Source organism: Blautia sp. SF-50 (assembly GCF_900101315.1).
Lineage (GTDB): Bacteria > Bacillota > Clostridia > Lachnospirales > Lachnospiraceae > Blautia_A > Blautia_A fusiformis.
The window spans coordinates 114052-132040 of sequence record NZ_FMUW01000005.1 but is presented as its reverse complement, the minus strand read 5'-3'; the positions used below and the strand labels follow the sequence as shown (position 1 = coordinate 132040).

The 17989-nt window shown below is 45.3% G+C and carries 11 protein-coding genes and 1 riboswitch; all 11 genes read right to left on the bottom strand.

Going from position 1 to position 17989, the window contains the following annotated elements:
- Positions 1-152 precede the first annotated feature (152 nt).
- The 11 genes from BLP57_RS04875 to BLP57_RS04825 all read right to left on the bottom strand — a co-directional run bounded on the left by BLP57_RS04875 (position 153) and on the right by BLP57_RS04825 (position 17923).
- Positions 153-788, bottom strand: coding sequence for an ECF transporter S component (locus BLP57_RS04875; RefSeq protein ID WP_022426189.1), 636 nt, complete (start codon positions 786-788; stop codon positions 153-155).
- Positions 789-918: 130 nt separating this feature from the next.
- A riboswitch (FMN riboswitch) is annotated at positions 919-1036 on the bottom strand.
- 110 nt (positions 1037-1146) lie between these two features.
- Entirely contained in the window at positions 1147-4314 is a 3168-nt protein-coding gene (locus BLP57_RS04870; RefSeq protein ID WP_092069806.1) for a fibronectin type III domain-containing protein, read from the bottom strand.
- 294 nt (positions 4315-4608) lie between these two features.
- On the bottom strand, positions 4609-5913 hold the full coding sequence (gene thiC / locus BLP57_RS04865) for a phosphomethylpyrimidine synthase ThiC (RefSeq protein WP_022426187.1): 1305 nt from the start codon (positions 5911-5913) through the stop codon (positions 4609-4611).
- A gap of 475 nt (positions 5914-6388) precedes the next feature.
- Positions 6389-7390, bottom strand: coding sequence for a bile acid:sodium symporter family protein (locus BLP57_RS04860; RefSeq protein ID WP_092069803.1), 1002 nt, complete (start codon positions 7388-7390; stop codon positions 6389-6391).
- 3 nt (positions 7391-7393) lie between these two features.
- Entirely contained in the window at positions 7394-8233 is an 840-nt protein-coding gene (gene panC, locus BLP57_RS04855) for a pantoate--beta-alanine ligase (protein WP_015526223.1), read from the bottom strand.
- A 101-nt stretch (positions 8234-8334) separates the two neighbouring features.
- Complete coding sequence (panD, locus tag BLP57_RS04850) at positions 8335-8727, bottom strand: aspartate 1-decarboxylase (RefSeq protein ID WP_015526224.1); 393 nt, start codon at positions 8725-8727, stop codon at positions 8335-8337.
- 512 nt (positions 8728-9239) lie between these two features.
- Positions 9240-10130, bottom strand: a complete 891-nt coding sequence (locus BLP57_RS04845) for a mechanosensitive ion channel family protein (protein WP_092069800.1) — start codon at positions 10128-10130, stop codon at positions 9240-9242.
- Between the two features lie 307 nt (positions 10131-10437).
- Positions 10438-12594 (bottom strand): Tex family protein, encoded by a 2157-nt coding sequence (locus BLP57_RS04840; protein ID WP_092069796.1) that lies wholly within the window; start codon positions 12592-12594, stop codon positions 10438-10440.
- Positions 12595-12666: 72 nt separating this feature from the next.
- Positions 12667-13614, bottom strand: a complete 948-nt coding sequence (locus BLP57_RS04835; RefSeq protein WP_015526226.1) for an L-lactate dehydrogenase — start codon at positions 13612-13614, stop codon at positions 12667-12669.
- Between the two features lie 347 nt (positions 13615-13961).
- Positions 13962-15542, bottom strand: a complete 1581-nt coding sequence (locus BLP57_RS04830; RefSeq protein WP_092069793.1) for an FMN-binding protein — start codon at positions 15540-15542, stop codon at positions 13962-13964.
- Between the two features lie 143 nt (positions 15543-15685).
- Entirely contained in the window at positions 15686-17923 is a 2238-nt protein-coding gene (locus BLP57_RS04825) for a penicillin-binding Tp47 domain C-containing protein (protein ID WP_092069790.1), read from the bottom strand.
- Positions 17924-17989: the final 66 nt, after the last annotated feature.

Here is a 17989-nt window from a genome sequence, read left to right as displayed (position 1 = left end):
AACATTACGGAGTAATTTCCTATAACATAAAAAATGCCATGTAATTTACTGCCCATCGGCAATATATTACATGGCATTTCTCACATTCTCAGATATTTATCTGAAACCACCAATTTCTGATCTTTTCTTCATCCTCCGGCAGCTGCTTATGATCAGTCACCCTTCAGTACAACACGGATCTTCTTATAAATTACAAATACGATCAGAGATGTCAGTGCATATTTAAAGATATTAAACGGAGCAATGATCAGCAGTGCAAAGGTAAGCAGTCCGTTTACGGAGCTGTGTACTGCGCTTCCCATCTGGATAAAGGTCTCGATCGGCATTCCAAACGCCTTACCGTAAGCCGGAAGCAATACAAAGGCATTGACAAAGCATGCAAGGATCGCTGTCAGGACTGTTCCTGCTGCCATACCTGCAACTGCATGTACTCTGCTCTTTTTGTGACGGAAACGGTAGATCAGGCCGGCCGGTACCACATAGGCACATCCAAACAGGAAATTGGCAACATCACCAACACCGGCAGTCATGGTTCCCTTAGTCACAAGATGTACGAGAATCTTCACAAGCTCGATCAGGATACCTGCCACAGGTCCCATAGCGAAGGTTCCTACCATAACCGGTACCTCGGAAAAATCAAGCTGATAAAAAGACGGTGCAAGAAACGGGATCGGAAACTCAAGATTCATTAATACTCCTGCCACAGCACCAAGCATGGCTACCTGCGCGATGGTTCTTGTTCTGCTTCTTTCCACAGCATTTCCTCTCTGTAATATCTGTTCACTCATAACTCTCTCTCCTTCTTCAGAAATATTCAAAGAAAATTTCCACAAGAAATCTTTATGCGAAAAAAATTTCTTCACATAAAAAGCCCCGGGAGCTTCTTCCCGGGGCACTGAGCACGTTCTTTAAATACTGCGCGTTCTTCTCTCATCCAGACTTTACTGTCGGTTCCGGAATTTCACCAGATCAGCCGCCAAAGCGGGTCGCGGACTATACCGCCGGTAGGGAATCACACCCTGCCCCGAAGAAATTTTCTTTTTTATGAGTTCATTATAACGCGCTCTTTTTATAATTACAAGCCTTAATTCTGTCACAGAAGCATTCTGCTCCATTTATATAAATCTAAGATCCACTCCTTTATGATCAAACCCGGATTTTCTTTACCGTACTCCAGCTACTGTAAAGAACCTTTTTTCCGACTCTTTTATATGACCGGATGCGGACATAATAGGTCTTTTTGTTTTTCAGTCCTGATATCTTATATCTGGTCGCAGACTGTTTTCCAACTATGACCGTTTTTCTTTCTTTTGTAAATCTGCTGTCTGCTGCATACTGGATCTGATAGCCGGTTGCCTGTATATTTTTTTTCCAGCTTGCGGTAAAGGATCTGTTTGCTTTTTTCAGTCCTGTCAGCAGAGTTTTTGGAGGCAGGATCTTAAAGGTAAGCGTTTTGTTGATACGACTGTATTTTCCGATCCCTCTGACCTGCACAGTTCCAATTCCGGAATTTTTATTATTTTTGTAATACAGCTTATAAGCACTCGCACCGATCTTCTTTCCATTTACAGTTACGGTTACTGATGGCCGGATGGTTTTTCCCGTACAAGTGTAAGAGGTTCTGTTTAGCTTAACATTGCTGACAAACCTTTCTGTCTTTTTTATGATCTTGAAATGAATGGTTGCGGTACCTTTATAATAACCGGTACCATAAATGGTTACCGTTGCCACACCCGGATACTGATTATCCTCGTAGTACATATAATAATCTTCGCCGGCTTTCAATCCGGGAATTACGATGGCAGGTGTGAGTTCTTTTCCTGTATATATCTGATCAGCTATTGGATCCGCAGCCGGTAGTTTTCCGTAAATAGTAAAATATAATGTTTCCGATCCTTTATAATTGCCGATTCCCGTGAGCTCTGCACGAGCTTCACCAGGCTTTTCATTATTAACATAGGTTACCGTATAATCTTTTCCCTGTACCAGTCCGTCAATTACCACTTCCGGTTCCACTTTTTTTCCTTTAAAGGTGGTTTCCAGGTATGTTTCATTATTTTCCGCAAAATAGCACACATACATTCCATTTTCATCTGGCGTAATCTTGAAACTCCGCTCTACTGTACCGCAGAAAATATCTTTTCCCGTGATCTTTACAGTCGCAGTTCCTGCATTGATGTTATTTTCATAAGTTACTTCATAATCGGAGCCCTGCTCAAGTTCCGGTGCGGATTCACTGGATTCTATTTCGGGTTCATGGATTTTTCCATTATATTCATAGTCTGAAGTGATCTGTTCAAACCATTCATTCTGAAGCGGTATCCGGTTGTCTGCTGACAGCTCCACAAACGTGTAGCCACGGTCCTCTGCGTATTTCTGAAGTGTGGAATCCTTTTTTCCCGCGATCAGTGCTGAATCCCTGAACGCATCATCCGCCCAGACAGTATCTGTGCTCAGTACTCTTATCCTGCACCCGGAAGACAGACGAAGTCCATTTTTCCCAACTGATTTTACAGATGCGGGAATTATAATATCACAGATCCCTGAACTGCTCTGGAATGCATATTCACCGATTTCTTCCAAGCCTTCGTTTAGGACAGCTTTCGTAAGCGACGAACAGTTTCCGAATGCACCTTCTCCAAGGCTTCTGACACTTCCCGGGACTGTTATGGAAGAAACATTTACACAGTAATAAAAAGCATAGTCTCCCACGCTTACAGTTCCATCCGGAATCTGGTAATCTCCGGAACGTCCGGACGGAAACACGATCAGTTTTATGCCATCCTTGCTGAATACCACTCCGTCTTTTTCAGAAAAATACGGATTTTCCGGATCTACTTTAATTTCTGTCAGACTGGACTCAGACAAGCCCTCCACAAAAGCAGCCAGCCCTATAGATGACACGTTTTGGGGAATCGTAACAGATTTCAATTTCTCACAGTTGTAAAAAGCATTCTTTTCGATGGTTGTAAGCGAATCCGGCAAAGTAACAGACTCTATATCAGAAGCCTGGGTGCAATACTGGAAGGTACTGTTTCCAAGAACCGTTACTTTTCTTCCGTCAATGGTATCCGGAACTACGATATTTGTATCCGTTCCTTCATACTGATACAGCCTGAGTGTTCCATCATTCAGAATCTTATAAGAATAGTCATAGTCCATTTTGGACAATTCATAATGTCTGGGGGCATTTCCCGTATATCCGCAGTCAACCAGATATCTTTCTCCGTCAATGATGACTACGGAGTTCCTGTGACCGCTTCCCGCCCCCGGATCATTTGCCGCATACCTTGCATACACGGTCAGTCCCAGTTTTTCGCACATATAGTTCACTGCGCTGGTATTGGCCCAGCAGTCTCCGCCGCCATCCAGCATCAGGCCTGTATAGCCGGAATGATACTGACTGTAATTGAAGTTGTTGGCAAGCCATCTGGCGATCGTCTCAACCTTTTTATAATCGGACATTTCCGCAGTAATATTTTCTTTGAGGAATGTATCCATTTTTTGTTCTGCGTAATACTCCGCATAATCTTTAAGTATGAATTTATAATAAACGGTACTGTTTCCATCCTGTACAGAGATCAGGGTCTCTCCAAACATGTATTCCCACTGGCTCTTTACGTCATTTCCGTTTTTGTCTACATAGGTTACATACTGCATTTTAGGAGTAACAAGACCAGTTTTGCTGACTTTCGCAGTATAACCAGAAACAACCGTATATACCGGATTTTTGCCGGATGTCTGGATCTGATAAGATGTCTGCATGGTATCCGGCATGGAGATCACACTGCTGTAAGTATCATTCATCGCATACAGATATATTTCTGTGCTCTCCACATCTGTTTCTTTTTCGGAAGTGCCTGCTGCCGGAATATTATCTGTGAATATATCTTCCTGCTGCTCCTGGTTTTCTCCGTCACCAAAAATTTCTTCCGGTGCCGCAGCCTCCTCTGTTCCTTCTGCTTTTCTGATGACCGCCGAAGGTTCTTCCAGAATTAATCCTTCATCAGAATCCTGTTGTATTTCCTCACTCTCTGAGCTTTCAGCTTCATCCGTTTCCGTTCCGATATCTGATCCCGGAAACTCTTCTTCTGTAATCTGATCTGTGCTCACGGCAGTATCTTCTCCCGCGATCTGATCTGTGTTTACGGTATTTTCTGATTCCTCAGAATTCCCGTCATCTGTAAAAGTATCAATGGCGTCTGTCATATCCGTCTGTGCATCTGTAAAATCTTCGGCCGCCACCGGTCCGCATGGAACAACAGCCATACATAACGACAGGCCAAGTGCCATCAATTTTTTCGGAAATTTCATTTCGTACCTTTCCTTCCTTTTTATGTAAACCGTTTATATGTAAGTTCTGTTTTTTTTATAACGCGGCCCTGTCTTTTCGCAAGCTGCAATAATGTCCCCAACTCTGCAAAAAACCGCTGTGATCTTCATTTTAGATCACAGCGGTTTATGTTTTATTATCGGAACATCAGACTTTCCACAATTTCAGCATTACTGTTCTTTCCATATCCGCATTCGATCAACCAGTTTTCTGGCTGGATACTGCCAACACCACGTTCTACTGTGATGCTGCATGCTCATATGCATTCTGTATTCTTACAGAATATCGATATGCTCTCCTGCAAGTGCCTTGTTCATGCTTCGTACTGCGCAGAATTTACCACACATGGAGCAGGTATCATCATGCTCCGGTTTGCGCTCGTTCCAGATACGTTTTGCTGTTTCCGGATCCATGGCGCATTCCCACTGTGCCTCCCAGTCAAGCTTTCTTCTGGCATCAGCCATCTTGTCATCGATCTCACGGGCACCGCGGACACCCTTGGCAATGTCTGCTGCATGAGCTGCGATCTTAGATGCCATGATTCCCTGTTTTACGTCCTCAAGGTTCGGAAGGGCAAGGTGCTCTGCCGGTGTTACATAGCAGAGGAATGCTGCTCCGGACATAGCTGCTACTGCACCGCCGATCGCGGATGTAATGTGGTCATATCCCGGTGCAACGTCAGTTACGATAGGTCCTAATACATAGAACGGTGCACCCTGGCAGATGGACTGCTGTACTTTCATGTTTGCCTCTACCTGATCAAGCGGCACATGTCCCGGTCCCTCTACCATAACCTGGACATCTTTTTCCCATGCACGCTTGGTCAGCTCGCCAAGACGTACAAGCTCCTCGATCTGGCATACATCTGTTGCATCAGCCAGGCATCCCGGACGGCAGGCATCACCAAGAGAGATGGTCACATCATACTCGCGGCAGATATCCAGGATCTCATCGTAATATTCATAGAACGGATTCTCCTCACCGGTCATACACATCCATGCAAATACAAGAGATCCTCCTCTGGAAACGATATTCATTTTTCTCTTGTGGTTACGGATCTGATCGATAGTCTTTCTTGTGATTCCGCAGTGAAGAGTTACAAAATCTACTCCATCCTGTGCGTGAAGTCTTACCACATCAATGAAATCCTTAGCTGTCAGTGTGTCAAGGTCTCTCTGATAGTGGATAACTGAATCATAAACCGGAACGGTTCCGATCATTGCCGGACACTCGGATGTCAGCTTGCGTCGGAACGGAATGGTATTTCCGTGGGAAGAAAGATCCATGATAGCATGGGCGCCCATGTTTACAGCTTCCATTACTTTCTGCATCTCTACATCGTAGTCCTTGCAGTCTCTGGATACACCAAGGTTTACATTGATCTTGGTGCGGAGCATGGAGCCTACGCCCTCCGGATCGATACATTTGTGATTTTTATTTGCACAGATCGCCACCTTACCGGAGGCTACCAGCGGAAGCAGTTCCTCTGTTGTCATGCGTTCCTTCTTAGCTACGATCTCAAGCTCAGGTGTGATGATGCCTTTACGGGCTGCCTCCATCTGTGTACTGTAATTTCTCATGTAAAAAAAATCTCCTTCCATAAATTCTTTGTGTTTATACAACAAAAAACCGGCTGCTGCAACGCATACGCATCACGGCAACCGGCTCTTACTCTTACGTACTTAATGAAAATCTTCTGTACTTCTGATCTCTTCTGTACTCTCTGATCTTCTGTGTCTTTAAGAATCCTTCGTGCATATGTCCCTACGTTGGCATTATCCAAATCAGGTTATGGGTCAAGACATTTACAGTCTACTCTCAGCTCGCTTCAGCGGGCCCCCCTGTTTTCATATGTTGGGGACGTTTGTTCGTCCATGTGGTTATTATAGTATACCGGCTAAAATTTGTAAACCACAATTCTGCATTTTATGACTTTTTCTTTCGACATAATCTGTCATTTTATCTCTCAAACTCCCCGGGATCTTTCTTTACAGACATTCTTCCACAGCTTTGCTGTTCCCCGTCAGGAGGACATCCGCAATCCGCATTCACTGCTTATTGCTTTTCGCAATTACAGCAGTCGATTTCCCTGATCCGGTCAAGCTCTGCAAGGTTTTCTGCACCTGCACGGCGGATCCCCGCAAAAATGGAGCCCGCAATATTGTGCCATACACTGAAAATCGCGCCCGGAAGTGTTGCAAGCGGATTGGCTGCAAAATTAGCTGCTGCCAGTGAGACAGCAAGGCCACTGTTCTGCATGCCTACCTCTATAGCTATAGCTGTTGTTCTGGAATACTCCACATGGAAGATTTTTGCAGCCAGAAATCCCAGCATCATACCACAGAAATTGTGGATCGCCACTACTCCAAGCACCAGAACTCCACATCTTACGATCTTCTCTGCATTTACAGCCACAATTCCTCCGATGATCATAACAATAGCTACAACCGACACCAGCGGCATAACATCGGATACCTTATCCACATGCTCTCCCGCAAGGCTCCGAAGAAAAACTCCCAGGAGAACCGGGATCAGAATTACCTTTACCACAGAAAGCACCATAGCCCAGAAGGATACTTCCACCCAGGCTCCTGCCAGAACATATACAAGAAACGGTGTCATCAACGGTGCTGCCAGTGTGGAAACTATAGTCATTCCCACAGAAAGCGCCACATCACCTCCTGCGATATAGGTGATCACATTGCTGGCTGTTCCGCCCGGACAGCATCCCACCAGGATCACTCCCAGTGCCAGATCTGCCGGAAGGTTCATCACTTTACACAGAAGCCAGGCGATCACCGGCATAATGGTATACTGAGCCACTGCACCGATCACCACTTCTTTGGGTCTGGAAAAAATTGCCCGGAAGTCATCCAGTTTTATGGTCAGACCCATACCAAACATGATCACTCCCAGAAATACAGACGTATAGTTCGTCATCCAAGAAAATCCGTCACGCCAGAAAAAAGCCAGGCAGGAAAAAGCAATGATAATGATCCCGATATATCTGGATGCAAGGCTGCTGATAATTCCGATTTTCTTTAAAATTTTCCCCATGCATTACACCTCGTAGCTGAAGTTGTCGATCAGTCTTGTTTTTCCGATGTAAACAGCCATTGCTACAAGAACGCTGCGGTCAGCTTTTTCCACCGGCTGCATGGTAAGTGCATCTACCATGGATACATAATCGATCTTTGCCAGAGGCTCTGCTTCGATCACTGCTCGCATTTTTCCGAGAAGCTCTTCTGCCGGGATTCCTGCGTGAATGGCTTCCTGTCCGGCTTTTACTGCCTTTGACAGGCAAAGAGCTGCTTTTCTCTCTTCAGGGCTTAAGTATGTATTTCTGGAGGATTTTGCAAGTCCGTCCTCCTCACGGATGATCGGACAGCCTACGATCTCAATATCGAAGTTCAGATCACTCACCATCTTGCGGATGATGGCCAGCTGCTGTGCGTCTTTCTGTCCGAAATATGCTCTGTCCGGTGCCACAATGTGGAACAGCTTGGTCACAACGGTACACACACCTTTGAAATGGATCGGACGTGTTTTTCCGCAAAGTGTCTCTGACAGAGTATCTATACTTACAAATGCGTGGGGATCATGATACATCTCGGAAGGCTCCGGGCAGAAGATCAGGTCTGCTCCCAGGCTTTCGCAGAGTTTGCTGTCACGCTCAAAGTCTCTCGGGTAGGCTTCCAGGTCTTCGGTAGGACCGAACTGTGTAGGATTGACGAAATCGGATACCACTACGATATCATTCTGCTCTCTGCATTTTTTGATCAGGCTTGCGTGTCCCTCATGGAGAAATCCCATGGTTGGCACAAGGCCTACTGTTTTTCCTTCTTTTTTCCACGCTTTGATCTGTTTTCTTGTTTCTTCTACTGTTTTTGTTACCTGCATTGTGCTCTCCTCTTTTCCGGTTCTGGAACCGGTTTTCTTTATAGATTCGAGATAGCCTCTTTTCTGAATTCACCTTCGTCTTATTGTATTTCTAATCTGCGTCAGGCCATATCCTTCAGCAGTCCGTGTTTCTCATAATTGGTCACTCTGCTGATCCTGTTCTCTTCATCTACAAATACAACTGCAGGCTTGTGAGTACGGGCTTCTTCCTGCTCGTACTGTGCGTAAGCCATGATGATGATCTTGTCACCGGTACTTACACATCTTGCTGCTGCTCCGTTCAGGCAGATCATACCGCTTCCGCGTTCTCCGCAAATGGTGTATGTCTCGAAACGGCTGCCGTTGTTCACATCTACGATCTGAACCTTCTCATATTCCAGTATCCCGGCAGCTTCCAGCAGTTCCTCATCCACAGTGATACTTCCTACATAATCCAGTTCCGCCTGGACAACGGTTGCTCTGTGGATCTTTCCTTTTAACATCTCTATTGTCATCTTATATAAGTCCTTTCCTGCAGGGAATAATTTTCAAGTGGATAAAAGCATCCGCTTCTGTATTTAATAAAAAAGCGTCTCGGGGTACACTTCGACCCTGAAACGCTTCTGATTGATTCCCTGTATATTGAGTCCTGTTTTTTATACACGAAAAGCATGCTCTTCAACAGTTGTTCAAAATTCCCATAACTGTTGTAACGCCTTCGTTATCATCGATACAGGCTCGTATCTTTTATAATTTTCATATATCCGTCCGTTCCCGATCCCGGGTTCCGGCTAGCTATTTTTATATAAGATTCCAGTGATTTCAGCCAGAGTATAGTTTTGAGTCCAAATACTATCTCTGTGGGGTATTATTGCACCCCGACACTGGTTTGTCAATAATTTTCATATTCTCTATTATCGTGAATGGCAGTAATAATCCCAAAACCAGTTACTTTCACCAAAAAACCCTCCCACACAGCAATTTCTCTGCCATGTGAAAGGGCTTTAGCTTTCTTCCTTTATGCACATTATTTATGGATATGCACATCCAGCTGATTATAAGGAATCTCAATTCCATAATAATCAAAATCTTCCTTGATCCTCTGGTTCAATCTCCATCTGGCTGCCCAGTAGCGGTCGGTATCTACCCAGACACGAAAGCCCATGATCACAGAGCTTTCTGCCAGCTCGTCTACGAATACCACCATCTCTTCGTCTTCTCTTGTATCCGGATCCTCGGTGAGGATATCTTCCAGGATATCCTTGGCCTTCTGGATATCTGCATTGTAAGAGATCCCCACTTTGATCTCCAGCCTTCGCTGATCCCTTGCTGTTACGTTGGTGATGGTCACATTGGAAAGAGTACCGTTCGGGATCACGATGTGCTTGTTATCAATGGATAACAGCGTTGTATAACAGATCTCGACCTTGGCTACCGTTCCCTCGCTTCCGTCCTGTCCGTTAACGATGATGTAATCCCCTACCTGGAAAGGCTTGAACAGAAGAAGCATCATACCTCCTGCCAGGTTGGCAAGTCCGCCCTGGAGGGCAAGACCCATAGTAACACCTGCAGTTCCGAGAAGTGCTGCCAGAGATGATTCCTTTACTCCAAAGCTTGTGGATATGTTAAAGATCAGGAGTATGTAAAGTATGATCTTGACCAGTGAGGACATAAACTGTGCCACTCCTGTATCCAGCCTGGATTTTGTCAGTGATTTCCTCACAAACTTTACGATCCATTTAATTACCGTGCTTCCTACCCAGAAAGCAACAATAGCCAGAACAACCTTGATTCCGAATTTTGTGATGTCCGGCAGGTAATTTTCAAACATCTGCCTGTACTGGCTTACCTGATTTCCGACCTCCTGCACGGTCTGTACAGTACTATCCAATATAATCCCCCCTGTCTGATCGATCATTCGATATACATATGCGGATCGATCTATGTATTCCTGATGTAAACATTCCCTATAATCCGCATCTGGTAATATAATAATACAGCAGTGGTTTTTCCCTGTAAACCTGATTTCTCCGGTTCTATAAAGTATAGGGTATAAACCACTGCTGTATTTCTGTTATAGCTTTATTGTATATCTGTCCGGTAATCCGCCGCAGAATGCTGCAGAATATACGTTACTGTTCACTCCGTTCTCAGTAACACGCCTGGCGATGCACAGAATTTATGCTGATCGCATAAATTCGCGCGGTATGTCCCGGGTTTTCTCTTTATTTACTGATTCCCTTCATGGAAAGGCTGATACGTTTTTTCTTCATATCAACCCCAAGAACACGGACATCCACGATATCTCCCACACTGACTGCTTCCAGCGGATGTTTGATGAATTTCTCGCTCATCTCGGAAATATGGACCAGGCCATCCTGATGCACACCGATATCCACAAAAGCACCGAAGTCAATGACATTGCGGACAGTTCCCTTGAGGACCATGCCTTCTTTCAGGTCCTTCATATCCAGGACATCGGTACGGAGGATCGGTTTCGGCATCTCGTCACGTGGATCTCTGGCAGGTTTTTCCAGTTCCTTTACGATATCACGTAAGGTTGGCTCTCCGATCTCCAGCTCCTTTGCCAGTTTTCCGTAATCGCGGATCTGCCCGGAAATACCGGTAAGCTTACGCTCTGCCACATCTTCCGGTGTGTAGCCCAGCTTTTCCAGGAGTTTTTTTGCTGCGTCATAGCTTTCCGGATGGACACTGGTTGCGTCCAGAGGATTTTTGCCTCCTGTGATCCGTGTGAAACCTGCACACTGCTCAAAGGCTTTCGGACCAAGCTTTGCAACCTTAAGAAGCTCTCTTCTTGTCTGGAAACGGCCGTTTTCCTCACGGTAGGCTACAATATTCTTTGCGATGGCCTTGCTGATTCCGGAAATATACTCCAGAAGGGATGCAGATGCAGTATTCAGATCCACTCCGACCTTGTTTACACAATCTTCCACAACGCCGTTAAGGGCTTCTCCCAGCTTTTTCTGGTTCATATCATGCTGATACTGACCGACACCGATGGATTTCGGATCGATCTTTACAAGCTCTGCAAGCGGATCCTGTACACGTCTCGCGATGGATGCGGCGCTTCTCTGTCCAACATCGAAATTCGGGAATTCTTCCGTAGCAAGCTTGCTTGCGGAATATACAGAAGCACCTGCCTCGTTGGTGATAACATACTGGACCTTTTCCGGGATTTCCTTAAGAAGCTCCACGATGATCTGCTCGGATTCTCTGGATGCCGTTCCGTTTCCTACAGAGATCAGTGTCACATGATATTTGCTGATAAGCTTTTTCAGGGTTTCCTTTGCGGCACGAATCTTGGTCTCATTGGTTGGTGCTGTGGGATAAATAACTGTGGTATCCAGAACCTTTCCGGTAGGATCTACCACTGCCAGCTTGCATCCGGTACGGAAGGCAGGATCCCAGCCAAGAACTACCTGTCCTGCAATTGGAGGCTGCATGAGAAGTTGCTCCAGATTTTTGCCAAAGACATGGATGGCACCGTCCTCTGCTGCCTCTGTAAGGGCGCTTCGGATCTCACGCTCAATAGCCGGTCCGATGAGACGTTTATAGCTGTCCTCAATGGCTTCTTTCAGAACAGGTATAGTGTATGGATTATCGCGGACGATCACCTGTTTTTCAAGATAACGGATGATCTCTTCCTCAGGTGCAAGGATCTTCACAGTAAGGAATTTCTCTTTCTCACCACGGTTCAGAGCAAGGACACGATGACCTGCAAGCTTTTTCACCGGCTCCTCAAAGTCATAATACATCTCGTATACAGACTGCTCCTTCTCATCTCTTGCGGTGGAACATATAGTTCCCTTATCCATTGTTCTCTTACGGATACTGATACGATAATCTGCTTCATCAGAAATATGTTCTGCAATGATATCTCTGGCACCGCTGATGGCCTCTTCCACAGTTTTGACTTCTTTTTCCTCAGAAAGAAATGCTTTTGCCTCTTCTTCAAGAGGTTTCTTAGTCATCTGGAGAAGGATGATGTCGGCCAGAGGTCCCAGACCTTTTTCCCTGGCGATGATGGCACGTGTACGGCGCTTCGGGCGGTACGGACGGTAAAGATCCTCTACCACAACGAGTGTCTGCGCTGCCTCGATCTGTTTCTTCAGCTCCGGAGTCAGCTTGCCCTGCTCCTCGATGCTGCCCAGAACCTGAGCCTTTTTATCCTCAAGATTTCTTAAATAAGTAAGTCTCTCATTAAGATTACGAAGCTGTTCGTCGTTCAGTGTACCGGTTGCTTCCTTACGGTATCTGGAAATAAAAGGAATGGTGCAGCCTTCATCGATCAGCTTAACCGCTGCCTCGACCTGCCATTTCTCAACGTTCAATTCTCTGGTAATTACCTGAATAATATCCATTTTTATCTTTCTCCCGTTGTTTCAAATTTGCCTGAGGCTGCTTTTTCCTCTTTACACAGCTTCTGACATTTATCAAAGATCAATCTGTGCGATCACGTCCTTCAGAGCATTGGCGCTTGCATGAAGCTTCTCTGTCTCCTCCTCGGTCAGCGGAACACGAACGATACGTTTTACGCCTTCCGGTCCGATAGAAGCCATGGTACTAAGACATACGTCTTCAACACCGTACTCTCCGTGAAGCATGGTTGATACACTGACTATTGTATCAGATGCTGCAAGAAGAAGCGAGCAAAGTCTGCAAACAGATACGGCTACCGCATAAAATGTAGCACCCTTCTTGGCGATCACAGTTGATCCTGAAGTATGAACATACTCCAGAACCTCTTCTCTGTCAAGTGGCTGCAGATCTTTCTGATCCTCATGAACGATCTTGTCAAACTCATCAAGGGTCGCACCTGCAACAAAGGCTCTGGACCACGGTACAAAGGAAGTATCTCCATGCTCTCCGAATACATAGGCGTGGATGTTTTTCTCAGATACACCGTAGTGCTGGGAAAGTCTGCAGCGGAGACGGGCCGTATCCAGGGCGGTTCCGGAACCAAGGATCTGATTTTCCGGCAGTCCGGAAAGCTTTGCAAATGCATAAGTCATAATATCACATGGATTACTTACGATAATATAAAGCGCTTTGGGAGCCACCTTTACGATCTCCGGAGTAATACTCTTCATAATGTTGACGTTGGTCTGTGTCAGCTCGATGCGAGTCTGTCCCGGTTTTCTGGCAATACCGGAAGTGATGATCACAATGTCAGAATCTACAGCATCCGGGTAATCTCCTGCCACGATGGAGATCGGCTCACGGAAACTGGTTCCCTGCTCAATATCCATAACCTCACCTTCAGCCTTATCTTTGTTAATATCGATCAGAACGATCTCTGATGCAATACTCCTCTGTGATAAGGTATAGGCGATAGTTGCTCCTACACTTCCTGCTCCGATGATCGTAATTTTACTGCTCATATTTGTTCTCCTTTCAGCGTTGTTTGTCATTTTAATAACAACTTTAATTACACACATTCAAACATAACATAAAACATTGCCCTGTGCAATAAAAATTTTATTGTATTTCTCAGGTTAATCCCCGCTAATTTGCATTTCAAATTATTTAAACCGCTTATATTTTCTGATATTTCTCCTATTATTCTGTATACATTCCTGTTATTTTTTTATCGATTTATAGAAGCAATTTCAGAAACCTAGCAAAAAACCTCTGAACTTCAAAAAAAATCAAGAAGTCCAGAGGTTTCTTTCACCTCTTATTATTGGCTTAGATTCAGATGTTTATAGCTGCTCCAACGTTCACCCGGTTAATTCTTTGCCTGGGCAAGGGCCTTTTGTGCAGCGTCCAGAATCCCTTCGGAGGAATATGTGGCTCCGCTGACAGTATCGATCCCATCCGCCGACTGGTTTGCCATGATCTGAGAATAGATCGTGCTCCATGCAGGATCAAAAAATTCCGGTGTATCCTGATTTGTCTGCTCAATGGATGCGATCTGGCCTCCTGAGATCGTAATTGTCAGATATGTTTTTCCTCCATATCCAAAAGCCGAGCCTGTATACGTTCCATCTCTGTACCTTCCCACCGGTTCCGGTGCTTCCGTTGGCTCCGGTGTTGCATCCGGCTCATCTGTCCCTGGTGTTGGAGTTACATTGGGTTTTTCAGGAACCGGCGTCGGGGTTGCTGCCGGCGTCTCTGTTGGCTTCGGTGTGGCTGTTGGTTTCGGCGTTGCCGTAGGTTTCGGTGTGGCTGTTGGCTTTGGTATCGGTTTCTTTGTAGGAGTTGGTGTGGGTTTCTTTCCATACTCCGGATTAACCGCTTCTTTGAGGGCTTTTTTTACAGCATCCAGAATCCCGTTGGAGGAATAGGTTGCTCCGCTGACTGCATCAATATCATCCACAGAATCTGTACCGATGATCTGTTCTTCCAGCACGCTCCATGCTTTTTCAAAAAACTGCTTTGTGTCCGTATTTTCCTGTTTCAGAGCTTCGATCACTCCATCCTTGATGGTCACAATTACTTTCACGTCTCCATTGAAGCCCTTTGCCGAAGCTGTATATTTACCATCCAGATATTTTTTGGGACTGTCCGGATCTTCCGGTTTCTTTGTAGGAGATGGTTTTTTGGATGGTTTTTTTGTAGGTGACGGAGCTGATGTCGGAGTTGGTAAAGCAGTTGCCGCAGGTATAGGGGTGACCTGCTGGCTGTTTCCATCTGCCGCTGCCTGGGAGAGGGCATTCTGAACTGCCTGGATGATTCCGTTGGAGGAATAGGTTGCTCCACTTACTGCATCTACATTCGGTGTATTTCCGGCGATCATCCTGCTGATCACACCCTGAGCTGACGCAAAATACGACGCGGTTTCTCCAGATGCCTCCAGAATATCTATAGCTGCAATCTTTCCACCGCTGATTGTTACTCTCACGCGGATCGTCCCGCCAAATCCGGTTCCACTTCCTTCATACGTACCGTCCTTATATCCATCTGCCGGAACGCTTGCTACCGGTGTCTGCGTGGTTCCCTGTCCTGCGGCGCCGGCATTGCTTTTTGCAGATTCGGAAACCTTTCTTGTACCGGAGCTTTTTTTCGCTGCTGTTTTTTTTGAACTTTTTTTAGATGAGCTTTTCTTTTTTGTTGTACTGTTTTTCTCAGCTGTGCTGTCAGAAACAGTATTTTCTTTTTCATACCCGAGATATTTTTCCAGCTCTGAAGCGGACATTACGGTCGTCTCTGCCTGCCCGACTGCTTCTGTCTCTCCATCAGAGCCCTTCGCCTTTATGCCTGAAAACACAAGCGCCGCAATCACAGCAGCTGCAGGGACCAGCTTGGTCCAGGGTATCTTCGGAGTATTTTTTTCCTCCTGCTTTTTATCTTTCAGATCTTTTTCCATGCTTCCTTACTCTCTCCTCTTTTCTTGCGGCCTCTGTCAGACATTGCTCTTCAGAAATCAGCAGACCTCTGCCGCAGACATTGCTCTATGTCTGCGGCAGAGGCTCCCGGATATCTGTGATCACATTCGGTTCAACAGTGAAATTATTTAACTGTTACCACAAATTTCTTTGTAATTCCGTTGCATTTCACTGTGATCGTTGCTTTACCTTTTTTGATTCCCTTTACAACACCCTTGCTGTTTACAGCTGCAACTTTTTTATTGCTGCTTGTATATGTAACCTTGCCTGCAGGTGCTGCTTTGGATCTGATGGTTGTTGTTTTACCTTTTTTGATCGTTGCAGAAGATTTTACAAGACTGAATGCAGGATTCTTGACAACTACTTTGCAGGTTGTCTTCAGGGCTCCTGCCTTTGCTGTAATCGTAACGGTTCCTGCTTTAATTCCTTTTACAACACCTGTTTTACTGTTTACGGTTGCAACCTTTGTGTTGCTGCTTGTGTATTTTACAGTTGCAGATGGTGTTGCAGTTGCTTTTACAGTTGCTGTTTTTCCTTTGTAGATCGTTACGGAAGCCTTTGCGAATTTAATTGTAGAAGCTTTTACTGTTACCTTGCAGGTTGCTGTGGCATTTCCGACCTTTGCTGTGATAACTGCTGTTCCGGCTTTTACGCCTTTAACAACACCCTTGCTGCTTACTGTTGCAACCTTTGTGTTGCCGGACTTAAATGTCACTGTTGCATCGCTGTCATTTGTTGTTGCCTTAAGAGTCGTTGTTTTTCCTGTATATACAGCTGCTGCTGTCTTATCAAATGTAACTGTTACCTTCTGAAGCTCTTTCTCTGCTCCCTGAAGATGTTCAAGTGCTTCATTTACCTCAGCCTGACTTGCATCTGTTTTTGCAAGAATGTCTTCTGCTTCCTGAAGCTCACCGGCAAAGGACTTCCAGGTTGCAATTGTGTAATCTGCCTCTGCCAGAGCCTTTGCAGCTTCCACTTCTGTTTTAAGACTTGTAAAATCAGTCGGCTCCATTGTAGGATTTACGATATTCTCTGCAGTTGCCTGGAAGCTGTAGGTATAGTCATTATATCCAAGAGCATACACTGTCAGTTTCCAGTATCCTGTTCCGTCTGTTCCTCCCGGAAGCTTGCAGCGTGCAGATTTTGTAAGTCCAAGCTGGATTCCCATTGCTTTATGCATCCAGTTATCTGCGGCAAACTTGGTTCCATAAGAAGCGAGGCATTTTGTATATGTGGAATCATCTCCATAATAATCCCAGCGTACAGCCTGCATATTTGCACCAAGATCGCCATAATTTCCATTGAGATCCACACGGAGGAATTCGCCGTAGCTTCCGCTTGCTGCTTTTACACTCGGCTTGATCTCTGTTGCTGTTTTTAACGCCTGATCCTTGATACCGGAAGCTGTTCCGTCTGATTTTCTTGCTGTAAATGTAAAGCCGTCACCATTTTTCTCCGCATATTTCAGACCATTTGTCTGTGCATTTACGTCTGCCACAAGGCCTTTATAATACTGGAGATTGTTTTCACTGTATCCTCCGGAGAGCACAGCTCCATCCTGTACGACATTATACTTTTTGCAGAAATCTGCAAAATCTGCGGTCTTAACTGCTACCGGAACATATTTCAGACCATATATCTCATAATGATCCATCGTATAGGTTTTTCCATCTTCTGTTGTTATACTGCCTCTGTTCCATTTTACCTTGGAACCGTCTGTAAGATAAAGTGTGCTTCCTTTATCCTCCCAGTAGGATACGTCGAATCTGGTTCCGTCTTCAGCAATGATCGTAGCTTCTGTCTGATAGCTTCCTCTGTGGAGTCCATGATTTGCAGTCGCTCTTGTTACTGTATCAAAAGCTCCTGTATCAAACTCACTATGTGAATCCTTCTCTTCTGAAGAGCTTGTATCTCCAGCTGCATATACGCCTTCTGCTGCCCAGTACTCACCCCAGGTAAGTCCTGCATATACGTACTGATACTCGCCTGTCAGCTGGTCAGAATCGGAAAATGCTTCCGCCACTTCATCGCCTTCTGTGAAATCCTCTTCCCCTGTAGAGAACGGGTCTGCTTCCTCTGCTGTATCTTCCTGCTGGATATCCTCTGTCTCGTCTGCAACAGCTTCTGGCACTGCTGCATCCTCTGCTGCTTCTTCTGTTATGTCTGCAGCATCCTCTATAGCTTCTTCTGCTACAGCTTCAGTATCCTCTGTGCTAAAATCCTCCGTATCTCCTGTCTCTGCCTCGGAAACCACGGCTGCATCAAGATCAGATGCCATTACAGCGGTCGGAAAGGTTGTTGCTGCCACTGCAAGACTTAAAATGCATGGAGCTGTTTTTTTCAATAGATTCCACTTCTGCATTGCTTATTCCTCCTAAAAATATGATATATTTATAGAACCCTTTCCAGGTTTACTATCGCAAGTACA